Raw genomic sequence first — 20,569 nt, 5'->3', positions numbered from 1 at the left:
TTAGGATTTCTGGAACATGGCGAGCATGCGCCGGGTGACGAGGAAACCGCCGAAGATGTTGATCCCGGCCATGAAGACGGAGAGACCAGCCAGCAGGATGACCAGGAAGGATCCGGATCCAATCTGCATCAGCGCGCCGAGGATAATGATCGACGAAATGGCGTTGGTGACAGCCATCAAGGGGGTGTGCAGCGAGTGGCTGACATTCCAGATGACCTGGAAACCGATAAACACGGACAGCACGAAGACAATGAAGTGCTGCATGAAGCTGGCCGGGGCGATGAGGCCCACGAGCAGCAACAGCAAGCCGCCGATTGCCAGCAGGGTCACCTGCTGTTTCGTTTGTGCCTTGAAGGCAGCCGCTTCCTCCGCGCGCTTTTCTGCCGGCGTCAGCTCCTTCGGCTTTTCCTTCGATTTAGCCGCGATTGCCTGAACCTTCGGCGGTGGTGGCGGGAAGGTGATCTCACCTTCATGGGTCACCGTTGCGCCACGGATGACATCGTCTTCCATGTTGTGAACGATCTGACCGTCCTTTTCGGGGGTCAGGTCAGTCAGCATGTGGCGAATGTTGGTGGCAAAGAGCGTGGAGGATTGAGCCGCCATGCGCGAAGGGAAGTCGGTGTAGCCAATGATCGTGACACCGTTTTCGGTGACGACCTTCTCGTCCTTCACCGTGCCTTCCGCGTTGCCGCCGCGTTCGGCAGCGAGGTCGACGATGACCGAGCCCGGCTTCATGGCCTTGACCATGTCTTCCAGCCAAAGCTTCGGTGCGTCACGGTTTGGAATCAGCGCCGTGGTGATGACGATGTCCATCTCCGGAGCCAGTTCCCGGAATTTGGCAAGCTGGGCTTCACGGAACTCCGGAGAGGAGACGCTGGCGTAACCGCCGGTCGCGGCGCCGTCCTGCTGTTCTTCCTCAAAATCCAGGTAGACGAATTCTGCGCCCATGGATTCGACCTGTTCGGCCACTTCCGGGCGGACGTCAAACGCATAGGTGATTGCACCGAGCGATGTGGAGGTGCCAATGGCGGCAAGGCCGGCAACGCCTGCGCCGACAACCAGCACCTTCGCCGGCGGAACCTTGCCCGCAGCCGTAATCTGGCCGGTGAAAAAGCGGCCGAAGTTGTTGCCTGCCTCAATCACGGCCCGGTAGCCGGCAATGTTGGCCATGGAGCTGAGAGCATCCATCTTCTGGGCGCGCGAGATGCGCGGCACCATTTCCATGGCAATGACGTTCGCACCCGATTCCTTCGCTTTTTCAAGCCCGTCGGTGTTGCCGCCCGGGTTGAAGAAGGAAATCAGGGTCTTGTCCTTGGTCAGATAGCCCAATTCCTTGTCGTTCGGCGGCCGGACCTTGGTCACGATGTCCGACTTTTTCCAAAGGTTGGCGGCTGTCTTGACGATTTCGACGCCGGCTTCTTCATAAGCCTGGTCGGAAAATCCGGCGGCAGTTCCAGCTCCGCTTTGCACAAGGCAGGTGAAGCCGAGCTTCTGCAACTGCTTAGCGGAGTCCGGTGTCATCGCCACACGGTTTTCCCCGGGGAAGGTTTCCTTTGGTGCGCCTATCGTTAGGGCTTCTGGCATACGTCTCTCCAGCAAGTGTCGAGGAAATGGCCCGTGGAGGGGGCAGGTTGGCCGGTTCGGCGAACAAGCTGCCCCCATGCGCCCTGTCCCTCACAAACGTGCTGAGATTTAGAAACGAAAATTTTACTTATGACAAGGTGTCTTCCGACTGAATTTGGCGGGTATTGCCGCAACGCACAATCAGAGCTGCGTGATATAAATTTAACGGGGTTTACAAAACAAGGGTATTGGAAACTATGAGAAAGGACATTCCGAAACCGGAATACTCAAAAATGGCCCGGAAATAGTGAATTTTCCCGGCCGCCTAAAATATCCGGCCACATTGATCCAAGACTGATCGTGTAAAAAATTGGAGCAGCGGTTCCTGAAAACAGAACCGCTGCCAAATAAAATTTATTCTGCGGCCGGGTCCAGAGCGGCCTTTGCATCCAGATCAGCGGAATCGTGACGCTCTGCAAGCTGCTCGTGATCTTCGCCCCAGGTCCGATTCACCTTGCGTCCACGGACAACCGCCGGACGTGCATCGATCTTCTCGGCCCAGGCCAGAAGGTTCTTGTATTCGTGAACAGACAGGAATTCGGCTGCATCATAGGCGCGGCCAAGGACCATTCCGCCATACCAGGGGAAGATCGCCATGTCGGCGATGGTGTAGTCGTCGCCCGCAATGTAGGGGCGTTCGGCCAGCGCCTTGTCGAGAACGTCGAGCTGCCGCTTGGCTTCCATGGCAAAACGGTCGATGGGATACTGGTACTTTTCCGGCGCATAAGCATAAAAGTGGCCGAAACCGCCGCCGAGATAGGGAGCTGACCCCATCTGCCAGAACAGCCAGTTCAGCGTTTCGGTGCGTTTGGCAGGATCCTTGGGCAGGAATTCACCGAACTTCTCTGCAAGATACAGCAGAATGGAGCCGGATTCGAACACCCTGGTGGGAGTGTCGGTCGAGTGGTCGACCAGCGCCGGGATCTTGGAATTGGGGTTGGCTTCAACGAAGCCGCTGGAGAACTGATCGCCATCGTTGATCTTGATCAGCCAGGCATCATATTCGGCGCCTTTGTGGCCGAGCGCGAGCAGTTCTTCGAGCATCACCGTCACCTTGACGCCATTCGGGGTCGCCAGGGAGTAAAGCTGAAGCGGGTGTTTGCCGACGGGCCGTTCCTTTTCATGGGTCGCACCTGAAACAGGCCGGTTGATACTGGCAAACTGGCCGCCGCTTGGCTGTTCCCAGGTCCAGACTTTAGGCGGGGTGTAGGTCGGGTCACTCATGAGGCAAGTCTCCGGAACGGGTCGTGCGGTAAACGGATGATAAGAACAGAGCAATGGACAACGTGATCCATCGCAATCTTACGATTAGATAGGCGGTCATGGCAGGATTGCCTAGGGTTGATTTTAGGACAAGAGCAAATAATTGCGTCGACGCGGGCATCTTGAAAATCCCGTTGCAGTTGAAGGCGAGATTGAAGTTTGGCGTTCTATGTATTCTCAAGAAGTTGGAATGCGTTTTCGCCATCGACCCGTGCTCGTATTTCAGGCATTCTTTTGGAATTGCACTCGGAATGGCCGCTTGTCCGGTAGAAGATCATCGGCAAAACCCGGGTGCAAAGCGCATGAGAAGCAGCATTGGAGACGTATTCGGGAGGTCGGCAAAAACAAGAAAAGGAATGCGGACATCCCGTCTTGAATGTCATCACGTTGAGGGAGGACGACATGAATTTGAGGCCCGATCCGAGTTTTTATCCGACGCCACGCATGGCGATGGAAGCGCCAGTTGAAAAACTGGCATTCACACTGATGCTCAGTCCCGATTTCTCGCAGCCCGACGGCCTTGCCGTCGTCAATGTCGATCCGGAAAGCCCGGACTACGGCAAGATCGTGCATTCCGTCTTCATGCCGAACAAGGGCGACGAATTCCACCATTTCGGCTGGAACGCCTGTTCGTCGGCCCTGTCGCCCTTGACGGGCCACGCCTTTCTGGAGCGCCGTTATCTGATCATTCCGGGCATCCGGTCGTCGCGCATTTACATTATCGATGTGAAAGAGCCGCTGCAGGCGAAGATTCACAAGATCATCGAACCGGAAGAACTCTTTGCAAAGACAGGCTATTCCCGCCCGCACACGATCCATTGCGGACCGGAGGGCATCTATGTCTCGACCCTTGGCGGCGGTGGCGCTGACGGCACCGACGGGCCTCCAGGCATCTTCATCATGGACTGCGAGACCTTTGACATTCTCGGCCGGTACGAAATGGATCGCGGCGTCCAGGACAAACATTATGATTTCTGGTGGAACCTGCCGCGAGACTACATGGTGTCGTCCGAATGGGGGCTGCCGCCGCAATTCGAAAACGGTCTCGTCGCGGAAGATCTTCTGTCCAACAAATACGGCCACAGCCTGCATTTCTGGGATCTGCGCGGACGGAAAAACATACAGACCATCGATCTGGGCGAAAACCATCAGATGGCCCTGGAGGTTCGTCCCGCCCACGATCCCGCAAAACAATACGGCTTTTGCGGCGTTGTCGTTGACACCACCAACCTGCAAGGGGCGATCTTCACCTGGTGGCGCAAGGACGACGGCACGTTTGAAGCCAAGAAGACCATCACCATTGACCCACAACCGGCCGACCCTGCGGACCTGCCAGAATTGCTGAAAGGTTTTTCCGCCGTTCCGCCGCTGGTGACCGACATCGATCTCAGCCTCGACGACAAATATCTCTATGTCGCCTGCTGGGGCACGGGCGAGATGCACCAGTATGATGTCTCAGACCCGATGAAGCCGGTGCTTGCGGGCAAGGTCGAGATCGGTGGAATTGTAAAAAAGACCAAACATCCGAACGGCAAGACTTTCGGCTACGGCCCTCAGATGGTCGAGATCAGCCGGGACGGCCAGCGGGTCTATTGGACAAATTCGCTTTATTCCACATGGGACGATCAGTTCTATCCCGGAGAGGGCGGGGCGGCGATGGTGATGGCCCGGGTGGCAACCGGAGGCGGCTTGACGCTCGATCCGGATTTCTGGGTCGACTTTCCAAAGGGCTACCGGTCGCACCAGATCCGGCTTGAGGGGGGCGACTGCTCGACCGACAGTTTCTGCTTCCCGTCGGTCTAGGTTTTGGAAGAGGCAAGTGTGACGGCTCTTTGGTGGGCCGTCATCGCATCGGGGCTATATCACGGCCTGAACCCGGGCATGGGATGGCCCCTGGCTGTGTCGGCCGCCTTGATGGAGCAGCGTGCGCTGGCCCTGCCGCGTGCGCTGATCCTGCTGGCGGCCGGACATCTGGCGGCGATGCTGGTTGTTCTGTTGCCCTTTTCGGCAATGGTCACGCTGGTGAACCTGGAGCGGGAAATCCGCATTAGCGCCGCCTGTCTGGTGATCGGCATGGGGCTTTACCTGCTGATCACCGATCGCCATCCGCGCTTTCTGGCCAGGATCTCACCGGCAAAGCTCGGCCTATGGTCCTTTCTGGTGGCAATCGCCCATGGGGCGGGGCTGATGCTCGTGCCGATCTATCTTGGCATCTGCGCGATGGAGCAGGAGGCGGGCCACGCGGCGGCTGGCACGCTCATGGGGGCGGATGTGAGGATGGCGTTGCTGGTCGCAGCGGTTCACACGCTCGCCATGGCATTTGCCGGCGGTGTTCTTGCAATCGGTGTCTATTGCTGGTTGGGCCTAAGGTTTTTGCAAAAGGCGTGGTTCAATCTTGACCGCGTCTGGGCCTCCAGCCTTGTACTCGTCGGTGCATTCGCCCTGTTCCTGGCGCTTCGCAGCTGAGCCGTTAGGTCCATACCCTAAACCAGCAGATGTGCCTCAAACGGAAACCGGGACAGGGTCTCTATGCCTGTTCCGGTGATCAAGACCTGCTGTTCCAGCTTCACGCCTTCCTTCGCCCCTTCCGCGCCAATGAAGCTTTCTACGCAAAGCGTCATGCCTGGCTCCACGATACCGTCATAGCCGGCATCCGGAAAATCGCCGTGGTGATACAGGTAAGGGTATTCGCCGGTCATGCCGCAGCCATGGGCGGACAGGTAGTAACGGTGGGCATAGTAGCGCTCGGGGATGTTCCACGCCCGGTCGGCATAATCACGAAAGCTCATGCCGGGCTTGAGAATACCCATGTTGTGGTGAACCTGCTCATAGGCAACCTTGTAAAGCTCGCGCTGGGTGACTGTCGGCCGATCCGGGCCGGAATGGAAGGTTCGGGAAAAGTCTGCGTAGTAACCGTGGCAGCCAACGACATCCGTATCGAGAGCGATCAGCTCGTTCTCTCCAATGACATTGTCCGATGTTTCCTGGAACCACGGATTGGTGCGCGATCCCGCGTTCAGGAGCCGCGTTTCGACGTAGTCGCCGTTCTGCTCGATGATCGACTTGTGCAGCACCGACCAGAGTTCGGCCTCCGTGAGCCCCGGGCGGATGGCCTCGCGCAGCTTGCCGACGCCAATCTCCGTTGCGCGCAAGGAGGCAATCACGCATTTCATTTCTTCCGGTGACTTGATCGCGCGCGCCATTTCCACGGGCTGCTGGGCATCAACCACGTTGAGACCGGCCTCTTTCAGGGCGATGGCTGTGCCCGCATTCAGTCGTTCCAATCCCACTGTGGCATCCTTCAGACCCGTCAACTCATGGATCGTATCCGCCATCTCCGCGGCCCAGGCGCGCTCACGTTCAGCAATATGAGGCCCTGCGGCAACGAAACTTGCGGTTTTCGAAGGACGGACCTCATCGACGGTTTCATACCCTTCGCCAAGATGAAGACAGCCGGTGAACTCGAACAAAATGGCGCGGTTCTGGGTCAAAAGCAGGTAACGCGACGGCGCATTGCGCATGGAAAACACCTGCATGTTCCGCGTACCGGTCGCATAGCGGATGTTGACCGGATCGGACAGGATCACCGCGTCGACGCCATATTCGGCCATCTTCTGACGGACACGTTGCTGCCGGTATGTGCGAACGGCCACAAGGTCTATGCCGTCCACCTCGGGTGCCCGGTCGAGCTGCGCCAGACCCTGAAGGTCGCTGCGCTCCGCATGCCAGTCCAGTTCCGCCATCTGTCATCGTCTCCAGTTCAACTGACTGGAATATCGAGCGGTCGATGACGCTTTAAAAGGTTGGAAAAATTCGGGTCGTTAGATAACTTTTGGTAATGCAAGCCTATCGAAAGTCCCTTCCGCCGCTCGACACGCTGGTCTTCTTCGAAGCCGCCATGCGTCATCTGAATTTCACAGAGGCCGCCGAAGAACTCTTCGTGACCCAGGCCGCCGTTTCCAAACGCATCCGGCAGCTGGAAGAGTGGCTGGGCGTTGACCTGTTCGAGCGGTCCGGCCGAAGGCTTCAGCCAACGGAAGCTGGGACATATCTTGCTGAGAAGACAGGCATGACGCTGGACTATCTGACACAGGCGCTGAGCGCGTTGAAAGTGCCGGAGAGGCCCGTCGTGCGGATTGCGTCCGTAACGGCACTCGCTGCCTTCTGGCTTCAGCCGAGGCTAAAGGACTTTGCGCTTTCCGAAGAGGCCTGTCTGTTCAATCTGGCAACGGCAGACGACCTGGGGGACCTCCTCAAACCGGAGCACGACCTTGTCATCCTGCATGGCGACGGCCGGTTTCCGGGCTGGCAGTCGGAACTGCTGTTTCAGGAGGTTCTGACCCCGGTCGGGACGCCGGAGGTTATCGAGCATGTGCTGCACGGCGGGAACGGACTATCGCCATCGCTTCTCAATTACCCGCGTCTGGCGCCAAACTGGATCGACTGGCCGGGCTGGATCCAGCGAACCGGGAGAACGGAACTCAAGAATTGGCCTGTTCACGTATGTGCTAGCTACAACCAGTCCATCGGGCGCGCCTTGAAGGGGCAGGGGCTCGCGCTCGGCGCCTTGCCGTTGTTGCAGGAGGAGATTTCCTCCAGCCGCCTCGTGCCGCTGGACAGCGCCACGCTCAAGACGGGAATGGGTTATTTCATTGCCTGGCCGAACATGCGGCCGCTCGGCGTGGAAGCCGAGCGGATGAAAGACGCACTTCTTTCAGTCGGCTGATACCCTAGTCGCGCACAACATAGACCGAGCACTTGGAGTGACGCACGACCCGGGCCGCATTGGGCCCGAGCAGGAATTCGCTCAAATGCGGCTGGTGGGAACCGATGACGATCAGGTCCGCCCCGGTCTTTTTTGCCGCTTCCAGGATTTCCTCGTAAATCGAGCCGGTGGCGACCAGATGACGGATTTCGCTGTTTCTTTCCGCCCCCAGAATGCTTGAGACTTTCTCGACCAGTTTTTTCTGGGTGTCCGCCACCATCTGGCCCTGGAAGTTCTCATCGAAGTAGGAGGCGACAAGATTGATGCCGGCGCTCGGAACAACGGTGATCACATCGAGCTGGGCATCGTCCAGACGGGCAAGCTTGTCAGCCGTCTGCAACACCATGGTGTCGTTTTCGTGCTGAACATCGAGGGCGCACAGGATGGATTTCGTCATGCCGCTGCTCCTTCTTCACGGGTGGTCCGGCCTGCACGGGCGCGTTGGAGGAGGAAGATGATGGCGAGAAACAGCAGCCCCGGAATATAGATCAGTTCCTTCGGCCACTGATCGGCCTCGAGCCGGGCTTCCTTCACGATCACCGGTTCGTCACCATAGAAGTCGAAGGTGCCAAGCTGCTCGAAGTAGGGCGTTCCCGGGAAGGGTTCATCCAGCTTCAGAACGCCGTCTTCCTCAATGGTCGTCAGGCCAAGCGCCTGCAACCTCGCTTCTCCGCCGTCTTCGCTCCCGGGCGTGATCGCGATGCGCGTTTCCATCGTCTTGCCGGTATCGAAGTCCGGGCCGCTCAGCACCAGTCGGATTTCGCTTCCTGTGGGCGCATCGCCAACCGCCTGGACGAAATGGTCCGGAGAGACGATCTCGAACGGAGGCTGGATCCGGTTCATGAAGAAATCCGGACGGAACAGAATGAAGGCAACCAGCACCAGGGCGACGCTTTCGTAGATCCTGTTCTTGGTAAGGAAGTAGCCCATCGTGCCGGCGGTAAACACCAGGATCGCTATCGTCGCCATGATGAAGACGAGTATGCCCTGGGTGACCGTGACGTCGATCAGGAGAAGATCGGTGTTGAAGATGAAGACGAAGGGCAGGGCGACGGTCCGCAGGGAATAGAAGAATGCGGTGAACCCTGTCTTGATCGCATCGCCCCCCGACACCGCCGCCGCGGCAAAGGAGGCTAGCCCCACTGGTGGCGTCACATCCGCCATGATGCCGAAGTAGAAGACGAACAGGTGGACGGCGATCAGCGGCACGATCAGTCCGGATTGCGCGCCGAGTTCGACCACCACACCGGCCATCAGGGAAGACACGACGATGTAGTTGGCTGTTGTCGGCAGCCCCATGCCCAGCACGAGTGACAGGATGCCGACGAAGATCAGCATCAGCACAAGATTGCCGCCTGAGACGAACTCGACGAGATCCGCCATCACCTGGCCGATACCGGTCAGTGTGACCGTGCCGACGATGATGCCGGCGGTCGCCGTGGCAAGACCGATGCCGATCATGTTGCGCGCACCGTCGATCATGCCGTGACCGAGGTCGACGACACCTGCCTTGAAGGCTTCGACGGTCTCGCTTTCACCGCGGAAGATCGCCTTGATGGGGCGCTGTGTCAGAAGGATCGCAAAAAGCAGTGCCGTTGCCCAGAAGGCGGAAAGGCCAGGCGACTTCTGCTCGATCATCAGGAAGTAGACCAGAACGACGATCGGCAGCAGGTAGTAAAGGCCTGCCTTGTAGATCTGCGAAATATCCGGAAGCGTGATTTCTTTTGCGTTGGGATCATCTGGATGAAGATCGTCGACGCTTGCGGCCAGTTTCAGAAGGGCGAGATAGGCAACGAAAACCAGCAGTGCAAGAACCCAGGACGCGCCTTCCGGTACAAGGGCGACAACCCAGCCGACCGGATATTGCACACTGTAGCAAAGCGCTGCAAAGGCGGCGAAGAAGACGAACATGCCGATGATCGTGCGCAGGGTTGAGACGGACTTGTGCCCGATGGTGGGCATGTTCCGCTTAACGGCTTCCAGGTGCACGATATAGACGAGCGCGATGTAGGAAATCACGGCCGGCAGGAAGGCGTGGGTGATCACGTCGACATAGGAAATGCCGACGTATTCGACCATCAGAAAGGCGGCGGCTCCCATCACCGGAGGCATGATCTGACCGTTCACCGAAGAGGCAACCTCGACGGAGCCTGCCTGCTCGGACGTGAAGCCGACCCGTTTCATCAGCGGAATGGTGAATGTGCCCGTTGTGACAACGTTGGCGATGGACGAGCCGGAAATGAGGCCGGTGGCCGCAGAGCCGACGACGGCTGCCTTTGCCGGGCCGCCCTTCAGGTGGCCAAGCGCACCGAAGGCCATCTTGATGAAGTAGTTGCCCGCTCCGGCCTTGTCCAGCAAGGCACCGAAAAGCACGAACAGAAAGACGAACTTGGTGGAAACACCGAGCGCGATGCCGAAGACTCCTTCCGAAGTGATCCACATGTGGCTCATCGCCTTTTGCAGCGAAGCGCCCTTCCAGCGGATGACCTCCGGAACCCATTCGGAAGAGCCGAAGAAGACGTAGAGCAGGAAAACGGTTGCGACGATGGCCATGGCCGGGCCTAGCGCCCGGCGCGCGGCTTCAAACAGAACAACGATGCCGGCAAGCGCGAACCACTTGTCCATGTTGTCCGCAAGCCCGCCATTGGCAACGATCTTTTCGTAGAAGAAGAAACCGTAGAGCGAAATGAAGGCGCCGAAAATTGCCAGAGCCCAATCCTGGATCGGGACGCGATGTCTCGGGCTGCTCGTAAGCGCCGGATAGGCCATGAAAGCCAGGAACATTGCGAAGGCCAGGTGAAACTGACGGCTGTTGTTGATGATGTCGGACGGCAGCACGTAATAGACGATGGGGGAGGCAAGCAGAACCTGGAAACAGGACCAGATCAGTGCAACGCCGGCGATCAGCAGCCCGACGGATCCCGCAGGGTTTCTGGACCCGGAATCGGAGGACGCTACGAGTTCCTGAAGTTCTTCTTCGGATAGTCCCTGTCGTTGGTCCCGTTCGTTCGGCTGGTTCTGCTCAGACATGAAGTTCCCCCCGGTCTTCCGGCTGAAGCGCAACGGATGTGTTGCGCGAGGCTGGCACCCGAAAACCACGCTGGCCGTGGCATCTGTCAATTGATATATGAAATGCCTTGGCCCGCCTGTCGGTCAATGGGCCGCAGCTGAGAAACGGGCCCGGATAATGACCGGGCCCGCATTGAATGAAGGGCTTAGTTGATCCAGCCCTGTTCCTTGTAGTACTTCGCAGCGCCCGGATGCAGCGGTGCGGACAGACCGTCCTTCACCATTTCTTCCGGCGTCAGGTTGGCAAACGCAGGATGCAGCTTCTTGAAGGCATCGAAGTTCTCGAAGACCGACTTGACCAGCGTATAGACGACTTCATCGTCAACCTTCGCGGAGGTGATGAAGGTCGCGCCGACGCCGAACGTGGTGACGTCCTCATCATTGCCGCGGTACATGCCGCCCGGGATGGTGGCCTTGCGGTAGTAGCTGTTGTCGTCGATCAGCTTGTCGACGACCGGGCCGTCAACGGTCACGAGCTTGGAATCGCACGCGGTGGTGGCTTCCTGAATGGAGCCGGACGGGTGGCCAACCGTGTAGACCATTGCGTCGATCTGATTGTCGCAAAGGGCGGCAGACTGTTCCGCGGCCTTCAGCTCGGTTGCCTGCGCGAAGTCGTCGGCGGTCCAGCCCATGGCCTCCATCAGAACTTCCATGGTGCCGCGCTGACCGGAGCCCGGGTTGCCGATGTTGACGCGCTTGCCTTTCAGGTCCTCGAAGGACTTGATGCCGCTATCGGCGCGGGCAACGACGGTGAACGGCTCGGGATGTACGGAAAAGACGGCGCGCAGGTCTTCAAACGGGCCTTTGTCCTCGAACTTCGAGGTTCCGTTATAGGCGTGGTACTGCCAATCGGACTGGGCAACACCGAATTCCAATTCGCCTGCGCGAACCGTGTTGATGTTGTAGACGGACCCGCCGGTGGATTCCACGGAGCAGCGGATACCGTGATCCTTCCGGCCCTTGTTGACCAGTCTGCAGATGGCGCCGCCCGTCGGATAATAGACGCCAGTCACACCACCGGTGCCGATGGTGATGAATTGCTCTGCAGAGGCTGCGCCGGAGAATGCGATGCTGGTCGCCAGAACGGCGCCCGCAAGGTTCAGTTTCATCATCATTTGACTTGGCTTCCCTTTGTTTCGTTTCTTATGTCCGGCATGGCGATCCACGCTAGACGTTTTCAAATTCGTCGAGCAGACGATTGTGTCTGTCGACCTCCTGGATCCGGGCTTCCGCCTCGGCTCCGGCCCGCGCAACCAGCATGCCTGTGATGGTTTCGATAAGCACGAGCGTGGCTGCGTAAGACGAGAAAAAGTGAGGACTATCAGTGCGTTGTATGAAGTGGTAAGTCGCGAATTGTAATGCCGGGAAAGTGTGGCTGTCGGTCAGGACAATCACCTGTGCACCATTTCCTGCAGCCACTTCGACCGCACGCACCGAACGGTGGGCATAAGGGTGTTTGGACAGGACAATGACCGTGTCTTCCGAGGTGATACTCGCAAGCGTGCTGCCCAGTGTCGCTCCGTTGCGTCCGGCAACAATCCACCTGTCGTCGAACCACTTCGCCAGATAGGCGAAATAGTCGGTGAAACCCGCAGAGGCGAGGGCACCGATCAGGATGATCTTTCGGGACTGGCTGAGCCGGTCGACTGCGGCGTGCAGAACCGCCGGGTCGATGTCGTCCACCAGCGCCTTGATGTTGTCGATGCAGGCGGAAACCTGGCGCGGCAACAAAGGCAGGTCGGCATCGGAGCGAAGCTTCCTGGCCTTGTCCTGAAACGTGTCCCGCCCCCGATGGCTTAATTCGTTCCGGGCCTGCTCACGCAACGCTTCGTAGTCGGAAAAGCCCAAGGCTCTGGCAAGTCTTGTGTAGCTTGCTGGTGAAACACCACTGGCCGATGCGATGGATCGCAGGCTGCGGGTGGCGATTTCCACTTTATTTTCAGCAACATAGTCCGCCGCTGTCCGCAAAGCATCGCTCAACTCGGCATAATTGGCCGAAATGGCGGAACGCAGATGGGGCGGCGAAATGGTTTCCATCCGGTTACTGTTTCATTTGTTTTTTGCATTGTCAATTTGTGAAACAAATGTTTCGTGCGCGAAAACTTCCCGTGCCGCACGCACGTAATTCATGCGTGTTTTTTACACATCAAGGTCTTCTTGGAGATCGGAAGCTGCTGTCACAGAAAAAGAAACACGCGCGGGAACGCGCAGGTCAAAGGGGCTCCAAGGTGAGGGAACGGCTTCGGGAACAGGTGAGGCTAAAGGGTAGCCTCACCTGTTCGTCTGTATGGCCGGAACTAGGCGGCCTGTAGCGTGTAGACGGAGAACCAGTTGTTCTCGTCGCTGTCGACGTCGGTAATCTGCCATCCCCCTTCGTGGGCGATGCCTTCGAAGGCGTCTTCGCTGTATTTGTGCGAGTTTTCGGTGTGAATGGTCTCGCCCTTCGCAAATGCAACGGTTTCACCGGCGATGGTCACCGTCTGCTGTGCCTTGCTTTCCAGGTGCATCTCGATCCGGCTTTCACTGACGTTCCAGACGGCTTTATGCGCAAAGGCGGCGAGATCGAAAGTGCCGTCCAGTTCCCGGTTGATCCGTTGCAGAAGGTTCTGGTTGAACGCCGCAGTGATGCCGGCCGGATCGTCATAGGCATCCTGCAGAACCTGGGCGTCCTTCGGCCGGTCCACCCCGATGATCAGGCTTGCTTCCGGCATGGCGGAGCGAATGTTCGACAGGAGGGCCGCTGCCTCTGATTTTTCGAAGTTGCCGATCGTGGAGCCGGGAAAGAAGATCAGGACAGGCAATTCAGGCAGCAAGGGGAGCTGACCGAAGGGCTGTGTAAAATCGGCGGCGACCGGAATGACAGCCAAGGACGGGTAGGCACGGCGAACCCGTTCGGCTGCGGCTTTCAGGTGATTGGCTGAAATGTCGATCGGCATATAGACGGACAGATCCGGAAAGGCGTCCAGCAACAGGTCGGTTTTGCGGCTGGATCCGCTGCCAAGTTCCACCATTGCTCCGCGTGCCCCGGGAAGCCGGCGGTATTTCTTTGCGTTCCGTTCCAGGATCGAGATCTCGGTCCGGGTTGGATAATAGGCATCGAGTTCCGTGATCGCTTCGAAAAGATGCGACCCCACATCGTCATAGAGCCATTTGCTGCTGACGACCTTCCGGTCTTTCAGGAGCCCTGCAAGAATATCGTCGCGAAACAGATCTGCCTGCGCTTCAGGCGATACATGTTTGGTCATCATAGGTCTCCTGCCAGCCTCAGGCCGAGCATCTGCCAGCGTTGGTGTGGATAGAAGAACGTGCGGTAGGAGGCCCGCATCTGCTCCTTCGGCGTTGCGCAGGATCCGCCGCGCAGAACCATCTGGTTGACCATGAATTTTCCATTGTATTCGCCAATGGCCCCTTCGGGCGGTTTGAAGCCGGGATAGGGGCTGAAGGCGCTGCTGGTCCATTGCCAGACGTCGCCCCAGAGCCCGGGTCTGCGGCCAACCGGCAGAAAGGCTCCGTTTTCCAGAAAATTGCCGTCGATCAGGCTAGGCTCTGCAGCTGCTTCCCACTCGGCCTCCGTCGGCAGCCGGTGTCCTGCCCAACGGGCAAAGGCATCTGCTTCGTAGTAGCTGACATGGACAACCGGTGCGGCAAGGTCGACGGGCCGGGGGCCCTGCAAGGTGAAGGTCCACCATTGATCGTCCTGCTGCCACCAGTAGAGGGGACTGTCCCAACCGTTCTTTTCGCGAACGGCCCAGCCTTCCATCAACCAGAGCGTCTGATTGGTGTAGCCGCCGTCTTCCATGAAGGCGATCCATTCGCCGTTGGTGACGGGACGGTCCGCTAGCCGGTAAGGCTCCAGCCAGACCTTGTGACGCGGTCCTTCGCAGTCATAGGCAAAGCCGGAGCCGTCGTGGCCGATTTCAAGAAGGCCGCCGTCATAGGATATCCACTCTGCATCCTCTACCGCGCTCACCGGAGCCGGTTTCGCTTCGACATAGCCAGGCAGCAGAGGATTGAAGGAAAAGGCATGCAGAAGATCTGTCACCAGCAATTCCTGGTGCTGCATTTCGTGGTGACACCCGAGCGTGATCAGGTCTTCAAGCTTGTCCTGATCCAGCGAAAACGCGTAGCCGACCAGCCCTTCGCGCAGGGCGTCTTCCACGTGTGAGCGATATTCAAGCACATCGTTCGCGCTGGGCCGCGAAAGCAGACCCCGTTTTGACCGAGTGTGCCTCGGCCCTGCCTGAACATAGTAGGAGTTGAACAGGACGGCGAAGCGATCATCACGTGGCTGATAGCCGGGCAGGGAAGGCTTTAGGATAAACTCTTCGAAAAACCAGGTTGTATGCGCCAGATGCCATTTTGGCGGACTGGCGTCTTCCATGGATTGCAGCCCCATGTCTTCAGCAGTAAGTGGGGCGGCGAGCGCAAGTGTTTGCGCTCTGACCTGATCGAACAGGTCCGTTACGTCGGAATGCGGTGCATCCTGCATCCGCCCATCCAGCAAAGTCATATATATCCCTCCACGCGGGAACCGGCTGCTGTGCCTCCAGCCGAACCTGTGTCTGCCACCAAGCGGACCTTAGATAGGCAGCGAACGTGACATTCCAATGCCGGAAATTGCGCCCACCCTGTGCGTAAATGCGCTGTCAGAGAGGTTGGTTGCATGGTGTTGATGAAAAATATCATTGTTTCATTTAATCTGCATTTGAGGTTTGATTGTTGGTAAATTCAACAAGTTGTTGAAAATGATGGTGTTTTTTTCGGGGTGCGATCATGTGGCTTCGGCGTTGTTGCCTGCTGGCATCCTGAATGAGATCTCCTGACAGGGTGTGTCAGGAGATACTGCAACCACCTTTCACATTGATGTGAGGCGCAACGAAATCGTACGGAAACTGCTTAGGAAGCATCGCGAAGCTTCCGTGTTCCCTGTGCGTCTGCGCCCTTGTTTTAAAGCGCCTTCCGTCTACGGCCGAATGGGCTTGACGAATTTGGACGATTGTCCTAATTCTCGGTTAGGTCAAGTGTCCTAGAGGCGCGTAGGAGAAAGCAACAGGAGGTGAATTTGGTGGCGGCAACTGAAACGCGGCAACAGATCATTGATGCAGCGGACGGCCTTTTCTATGCCCAGGGTTTTGCACAGACGTCCTTTGCCGACATTGCCGCAGCGGTCAAAATCTCGCGCGGCAACTTCTATTATCACTTCAAGACCAAGGACGAGATCCTGGACGCGGTCATCGACAAACGATTGTCGGACCGTAGAAAGCTGCTCGCCAAATGGGACGAGACGGCAGACGGCGCACGAAACCGGATCGAGTGTTTTATCCGGATCGTCATCGTCAATCAGGCGAAGATAATGGCCTATGGCTGCCCCGTTGGCACACTGACGACGGAACTTGCCAAGATCGATCACCCCTCCGGGGACAGGGCGAACGAGATCATGGCTCTGTTTGGGGACTGGCTCGAGCAGCAGTTCCTGGAACTCGGCTGCGGTGAAAACTCCAGGGACAATGCCTTGCATGTCCTTGGCTGGAGCCAGGGCGTCTCGACGCTCGCCCAGGCGTTCAAGGACCCAGCCTATGTCGAGCGCGAGGTGTCGAAGATCCTGACCTGGCTGGACGGCATCGTGGCTGCAACGGATCAAAAACGCAGCCAGTAATCCCCCTTTTTTGCCTTTCACATAAACTGGAATGGAGACGAATATGTTTGTCGTGACACTGACCTTTGCGGACAAGGCCCGAGCAGGGGCGCTGATGGAAGGTCACAAGGCCTGGATCCAGCGCGGCTTCGAGGAAGGATACTTCCTGATGGTCGGCAGTTTGCAGCCGAACCGTGGCGGCGGGATTCTGGCCCATGGCGCAAGCCTGGAGAAGCTGGAAGCTTTCGTTGACGAGGATCCCTTCGTTGCGGAAGGCGTCGTGACCGCCGAAATTCTGGAAATCACCCCGGCACGTCTGGATGATCGTCTGGAGTTTCTGGCTGCCTGACCGCAGGAAGGTGTTCATGCAAGGGCAGAGCAGGTTGCCAGAAGCAAGCTTTTGGTGGCACATCGGTTACGCAAGTCAATCGATGGACACGGGGCGGCGCTCTCATGCGGCATGGCTCCGGGAGGATGTCAGATGCTCGAACTCAAGGGATCCATTCCCGCCCTTGTCACGCCGTTCCGGGATGGAAACCTGGACATCGAAGCGCTCGAGCGTCTGGTGGAGTGGCACATAGCCGAGGGCAGCGACGGGCTGGTTGCTGTCGGGACGACGGGTGAAAGCCCGACTGTCTCCAAGATCGAGCATAAGGACATCATCAAGCGTGTCGTCGACCTCGTGGCTGGCCGCATTCCGGTTATTGCCGGCACGGGCTCCAACGCGACGGCACAGTCCCTCGACATGCTACAGCACGCAGAAGCCGTTGGCGCGGATGCGGCGCTGGTGGTGACGCCCTATTACAACAAGCCGAACCAGGCAGGACTGCTCAGCCACTACAAGGTTCTTCACGACAACAGCGCGATCCCGATCATTCTCTACAATATTCCCGGGCGCTGCGTGATCGATATTCTGCCGGAAACCATGGCCGAGATGGCGCGCTGGCCACGGATAGTCGGCGTCAAGGATGCCACTGGCAGCATGGAGCGGGTCAGCAAACAAAGGGCCCTTTGTGGCAAGGCGTTTCTACAGTTCAGTGCGGAGGATGCTGCTGCGCTGGGCTTCAATGCCCACGGTGGACGGGGGTGTATTTCGGTGACCGCCAATGTGGCGCCGGGCCTTTGCGCGGATTTCCAAAGAGCATCGCTTGCCGAAAATCTCGACCTTGCCCGGGATTATCAGGATCGACTGTTGCCGCTTCATTCAGCGATGTTTCTGGAACCGCCCGCGGCCTGCGCCAAATACGCTCTGTCCAGACTTGGGCTTTGCAGGGAAGAGGTCCGTCTGCCACTGACTGCGGTTACCGAGGCAACGCGCCGAGAAATTGACAAGGCCATGGAAGTGGCCGGTCTTGAGATGATTTCTTAGGCCAGCTGAAGAAACAGGCGGGCCGCTTTCTTCACTCTGGCGGGCAAGGCGGGTTCTGGCTGATGTTTGAGCACCAGGTTCAACCACCCGGCGGCTGCCGCCGGGTGGTTTCGTTCCATTCTATCCTCGCCGCGTCTTACTGAACGCGCGGGAAGAGCGTCTCGATTTCACCGAGATCGCTATTGCCTTCCAGCCGGTCGAGTTCCGGTTTCCACGGGCAGGCGATAGCCGGTGCGTTCAACATGGCCAGAGCCCTGTCGGCGGATGCCGGGATTACCTGTGTCAGCGCTTCCATGACGACACGCAGGCTGTCCAGCGTTACGTAGATCACTGTCTGGCAGCGTTCACGGGTCTCTTCGTTCTTGATCAGATCCCAGGGAGCCTGTTCGGCGAAGTAGTTGTTCATTTCGTCGGCGACGGTGATGATCGACTGCACGCGCGCCGGAATTTCAGCGAGGTTGATCCATTCGCCCATGCCCTTGGTCGCCGCAAGTACGGACTTGCGGATGGCTTCGTCCTCGGCTGACAGGGGGCCTGGTGCAGGCAGCTTGCCGTCGAAACGGGCCTTGGAGAACTTCGCTGCCCGCGACAGCAGATTGCCGATCTTGTTGCCCAGTTCCGTGTTGTAGGACTGGGTGATGAAGTCGACCGAAATCTGGCTGTCGCTGTCCGCGCGCATGTGCCGTGCGAGGTACCAGCGCAAGGCATCGACACCCAGCTTCTCGATCACCTCGATCGGATCGACGACGTTGCCGATGGACTTGGACATCTTCACGCCGCCCGCACCAACCCAGTGGCTGTGCACGGACAGCTTCTTCGGCAGTGGCAGACCGGCGGCCATCAGCATGATCGGCCAGTAGACGCCATGCGGCTTGAGAATGTCCTTGCCGATCAGATGCTCGCATTCCGCCCACCAGCTTTCGTAGCCTGCTTCCGGCCAGTTGATGTTGGTGAGGTAGTTCGCCAGCGCATCGAACCAGACATAGGTGACGAACTCGGTGTCGAACGGCAGTTCGATACCAAGGGTCACGCGGGCTTTCGGCCGGGAGATGCAAAGATCTTCCAGCGGTTCGGACAGCATCTGCTTCAGTTCGTTCTTGAACGCTTCGGGCTGAACGAAATCCGGGTTGTCGGCAATGTGCTGCAGAAGGCGCTCGCGGAACGGCTCCATCTTCAGGAAGTAGTTGGTCTCTTCCGTCTGCTCCACCTTCATGGTCGGGTGCAGCGGGCACTGACCGTCTTCGGTCAGATCGGATTCCTTCTTGAACTCTTCACAGCCCTTGCAGTAGGTGCCGGTGTAGTTCTTCTTGACGATCAGATCCTTGTCGAAGATCGACTGCTCCATTCCGGCAACGGCCGTCTTGTGGCCTTCGCGGCTGGTGCGCACGAAATAGTCGTAAGCCACATCCAGGCGGTCGAAGACGGCCCGGAATTCCGCGCAGCGCATGTCCAGGTAGGTCTCAACGGACATACCTTCTTTTTCCGCCGCTTCCTGGTTCTTCTGCCCATGTTCGTCCACGCCGGTGGACAGCATCATGTCATACCCCAGCGCCTGCCGGTTGCGTTTCAGGATATCGGCCATCACGGACGTGAAGGCGTGACCGATATGCGGAGAACCGTTGACGTAGTAGATCGGGGTGGTGATGTAGCTTTTCATCCAAACGCTTTCGAAATGTTTGGGCGGAAACAAGTCCGGTCCGGCTTGTCACGGCGCATCGGCCGTTCCGCCAAAAGAGGTGCGAGCTATATTCCATACTCGCCCGCACAAGAAAAGCCCCGGCCCTTGAAAAGAACCGGGGTTTCACGTGCTGATATGGTGTGCCGGAAGGCTGATGAAAAGATCAGCCGATCAACCAGATCCCGCCAATGACGAAGAGCGCCAGAAACGCCGTTTGCGTGACGAGCATCCAGATGGCCGGACCGCCGACTTCCAGCAGTTTCGGAATTGACGTTTTCATGCCCACCGCCGCAATCGCGGCCAGCAGCGCCCAGCGGGAAACATGGCCGGCGGCATCCTTGGCAACCTGGGGAATGAAACCGAACGAATTGAGCGCGGCAAGCACCAGAAAGGCAACGACAAACGCCGGCATGATCGGGGGACGGGCGCTGCCCGGCTCGGAGCTCTTGCGCAGGATGAGCGCGGCGACCAGCACAATGGGGGCCAGCATGGTGACGCGGATGAGTTTGACAAGGGTGGAGAGGTCTCCGGTTTCCTCGGAGATTGAAAAACCTGCCCCCACGACCTGGGCGACGTCGTGAATTGTGCCGCCAAGAAAAACGCCGGTCGCATCCATGGAAAGGCCCAGATAGGAGCTGAGAATTGGATAGAAGATCATGGCAAGGGTAGAGAGCACCGTTACGGTGATTACCGTGAAGGCAAGATCGCGTTCGGCGTGCTCCCGCTTCGGCAGGATCGAGCCTATGGCCATGGCCGCAGAGGCGCCGCAAATGGCGACGGCCCCGCCGGTCAGGAACGAAAACAACCTGTCCCGCCCGAACAGCCCGCCGATCAGCAGCGAAAATCCGATGGTGGCCAGAACGCCGAGGATTACCAGCAGCAGAAACGGCAGGCCCAGTTGCTGCACCATTTCCACGCTGATGCGCACACCAAGCAGGGCGACGCCGATGCGCAGCAGCGTTCGGGCAGCAAAGGCGATGCCTTCGCCCGTACGCTGTTCCTCCGACAGGAAATTCAGCGGCATGCCGAGCAGGATGGCCATCAGCATGGCCGGCGCACCATAGTGCTCGTTGAGGAACTGCGCCGCGATGGCGACAAGGCCGGCAATCGCAATACCCGGAAACAGCCGGCTTGCCCGGTCTTTCAATGGACTAACCATGAAAAGCT

At 58.3% G+C, this 20,569-nt stretch carries 17 protein-coding genes; 6 read left to right on the top strand and 11 right to left on the bottom strand.

From position 1 onward, the window contains the following. Both FMN63_RS13095 and yghU read right to left on the bottom strand, forming a co-directional pair. Entirely contained in the window at positions 1-1,584 is a 1,584-nt protein-coding gene (locus FMN63_RS13095; protein ID WP_148584410.1) for a Re/Si-specific NAD(P)(+) transhydrogenase subunit alpha, read from the bottom strand. A 393-nt stretch (positions 1,585-1,977) separates the two neighbouring features. Continuing rightward, positions 1,978-2,847: a glutathione-dependent disulfide-bond oxidoreductase gene (gene yghU / locus FMN63_RS13090; protein WP_148584409.1), complete on the bottom strand. Its 870-nt coding sequence runs from the start codon at positions 2,845-2,847 to the stop codon at positions 1,978-1,980. A 441-nt stretch (positions 2,848-3,288) separates the two neighbouring features. Between yghU and FMN63_RS13085 the strand changes: the two genes are divergently transcribed. After that, positions 3,289-4,689 (top strand): selenium-binding protein SBP56-related protein, encoded by a 1,401-nt coding sequence (locus tag FMN63_RS13085; RefSeq protein ID WP_148584408.1) that lies wholly within the window; start codon positions 3,289-3,291, stop codon positions 4,687-4,689. A gap of 78 nt (positions 4,690-4,767) precedes the next feature. Next, a complete protein-coding gene (locus tag FMN63_RS13080) occupies positions 4,768-5,352 on the top strand; it encodes a hypothetical protein (protein WP_286192684.1) in 585 nt (194 codons plus the stop codon). A 17-nt stretch (positions 5,353-5,369) separates the two neighbouring features. On the opposite strand, the gene FMN63_RS13075 is transcribed toward FMN63_RS13080, so the two are convergent. Continuing rightward, complete coding sequence (locus tag FMN63_RS13075; RefSeq protein ID WP_148584406.1) at positions 5,370-6,629, bottom strand: M24 family metallopeptidase; 1,260 nt, start codon at positions 6,627-6,629, stop codon at positions 5,370-5,372. Between the two features lie 95 nt (positions 6,630-6,724). On the opposite strand from FMN63_RS13075, the gene FMN63_RS13070 reads away from it, so the two are divergent. After that, a complete protein-coding gene (locus FMN63_RS13070; protein ID WP_148584405.1) occupies positions 6,725-7,612 on the top strand; it encodes a LysR family transcriptional regulator in 888 nt (295 codons plus the stop codon). A gap of 4 nt (positions 7,613-7,616) precedes the next feature. Here the strand turns inward: FMN63_RS13070 and FMN63_RS13065 are convergent, their stop codons facing one another. The 6 genes from FMN63_RS13065 to egtB form a co-directional block, all read right to left on the bottom strand. Next, positions 7,617-8,048: a universal stress protein gene (locus FMN63_RS13065; protein WP_148584404.1), complete on the bottom strand. Its 432-nt coding sequence runs from the start codon at positions 8,046-8,048 to the stop codon at positions 7,617-7,619. Beyond that, positions 8,045-10,681, bottom strand: coding sequence for a TRAP transporter permease (locus tag FMN63_RS13060; RefSeq protein WP_148584403.1), 2,637 nt, complete (start codon positions 10,679-10,681; stop codon positions 8,045-8,047). The genes FMN63_RS13065 and FMN63_RS13060 overlap by 4 nt, the downstream gene beginning before the upstream one ends. Before the next feature lie 185 nt (positions 10,682-10,866). Further along, positions 10,867-11,829, bottom strand: coding sequence for a TAXI family TRAP transporter solute-binding subunit (locus FMN63_RS13055; protein ID WP_148585563.1), 963 nt, complete (start codon positions 11,827-11,829; stop codon positions 10,867-10,869). Between the two features lie 58 nt (positions 11,830-11,887). Continuing rightward, positions 11,888-12,757 carry a MurR/RpiR family transcriptional regulator gene (locus FMN63_RS13050; RefSeq protein ID WP_148584402.1) on the bottom strand — a complete coding sequence of 290 codons (870 nt, stop codon included), beginning with the start codon at positions 12,755-12,757 and terminating at the stop codon, positions 11,888-11,890. A gap of 260 nt (positions 12,758-13,017) precedes the next feature. Next, positions 13,018-13,965 carry an L-histidine N(alpha)-methyltransferase gene (gene egtD, locus FMN63_RS13045; protein ID WP_205514002.1) on the bottom strand — a complete coding sequence of 316 codons (948 nt, stop codon included), beginning with the start codon at positions 13,963-13,965 and terminating at the stop codon, positions 13,018-13,020. Beyond that, a complete protein-coding gene (gene egtB, locus FMN63_RS13040) occupies positions 13,965-15,230 on the bottom strand; it encodes an ergothioneine biosynthesis protein EgtB (RefSeq protein ID WP_209001104.1) in 1,266 nt (421 codons plus the stop codon). Before egtB ends, egtD begins: the two co-directional genes overlap by 1 nt. Positions 15,231-15,785: 555 nt before the next feature. Here egtB and FMN63_RS13035 point away from each other — a divergent pair. From FMN63_RS13035 to dapA, 3 genes are all read left to right on the top strand, one after another. After that, a complete protein-coding gene (locus FMN63_RS13035; RefSeq protein WP_162855027.1) occupies positions 15,786-16,376 on the top strand; it encodes a TetR/AcrR family transcriptional regulator in 591 nt (196 codons plus the stop codon). A 43-nt stretch (positions 16,377-16,419) separates the two neighbouring features. Next, positions 16,420-16,704 (top strand): YciI family protein, encoded by a 285-nt coding sequence (locus tag FMN63_RS13030; protein ID WP_148584399.1) that lies wholly within the window; start codon positions 16,420-16,422, stop codon positions 16,702-16,704. A gap of 132 nt (positions 16,705-16,836) precedes the next feature. Then, a complete protein-coding gene (gene dapA, locus FMN63_RS13025) occupies positions 16,837-17,724 on the top strand; it encodes a 4-hydroxy-tetrahydrodipicolinate synthase (protein WP_148584398.1) in 888 nt (295 codons plus the stop codon). Between the two features lie 136 nt (positions 17,725-17,860). Here the strand turns inward: dapA and metG are convergent, their stop codons facing one another. Together metG and FMN63_RS13015 are read right to left on the bottom strand one after the other, a co-directional pair. After that, entirely contained in the window at positions 17,861-19,381 is a 1,521-nt protein-coding gene (gene metG / locus FMN63_RS13020) for a methionine--tRNA ligase (protein WP_148584397.1), read from the bottom strand. A gap of 184 nt (positions 19,382-19,565) precedes the next feature. After that, complete coding sequence (locus tag FMN63_RS13015) at positions 19,566-20,561, bottom strand: YeiH family protein (protein ID WP_148584396.1); 996 nt, start codon at positions 20,559-20,561, stop codon at positions 19,566-19,568. Positions 20,562-20,569 lie beyond the last annotated feature (8 nt).

It is taken from the genome of Stappia sp. BW2 (assembly GCF_008107695.1).
In the GTDB taxonomy this organism is placed as follows: Bacteria; Pseudomonadota; Alphaproteobacteria; order Rhizobiales; family Stappiaceae; genus Roseibium.
The sequence above is the reverse complement of the archived record's forward strand: the minus strand, read 5'-3'. Positions and strand labels throughout refer to the sequence as shown.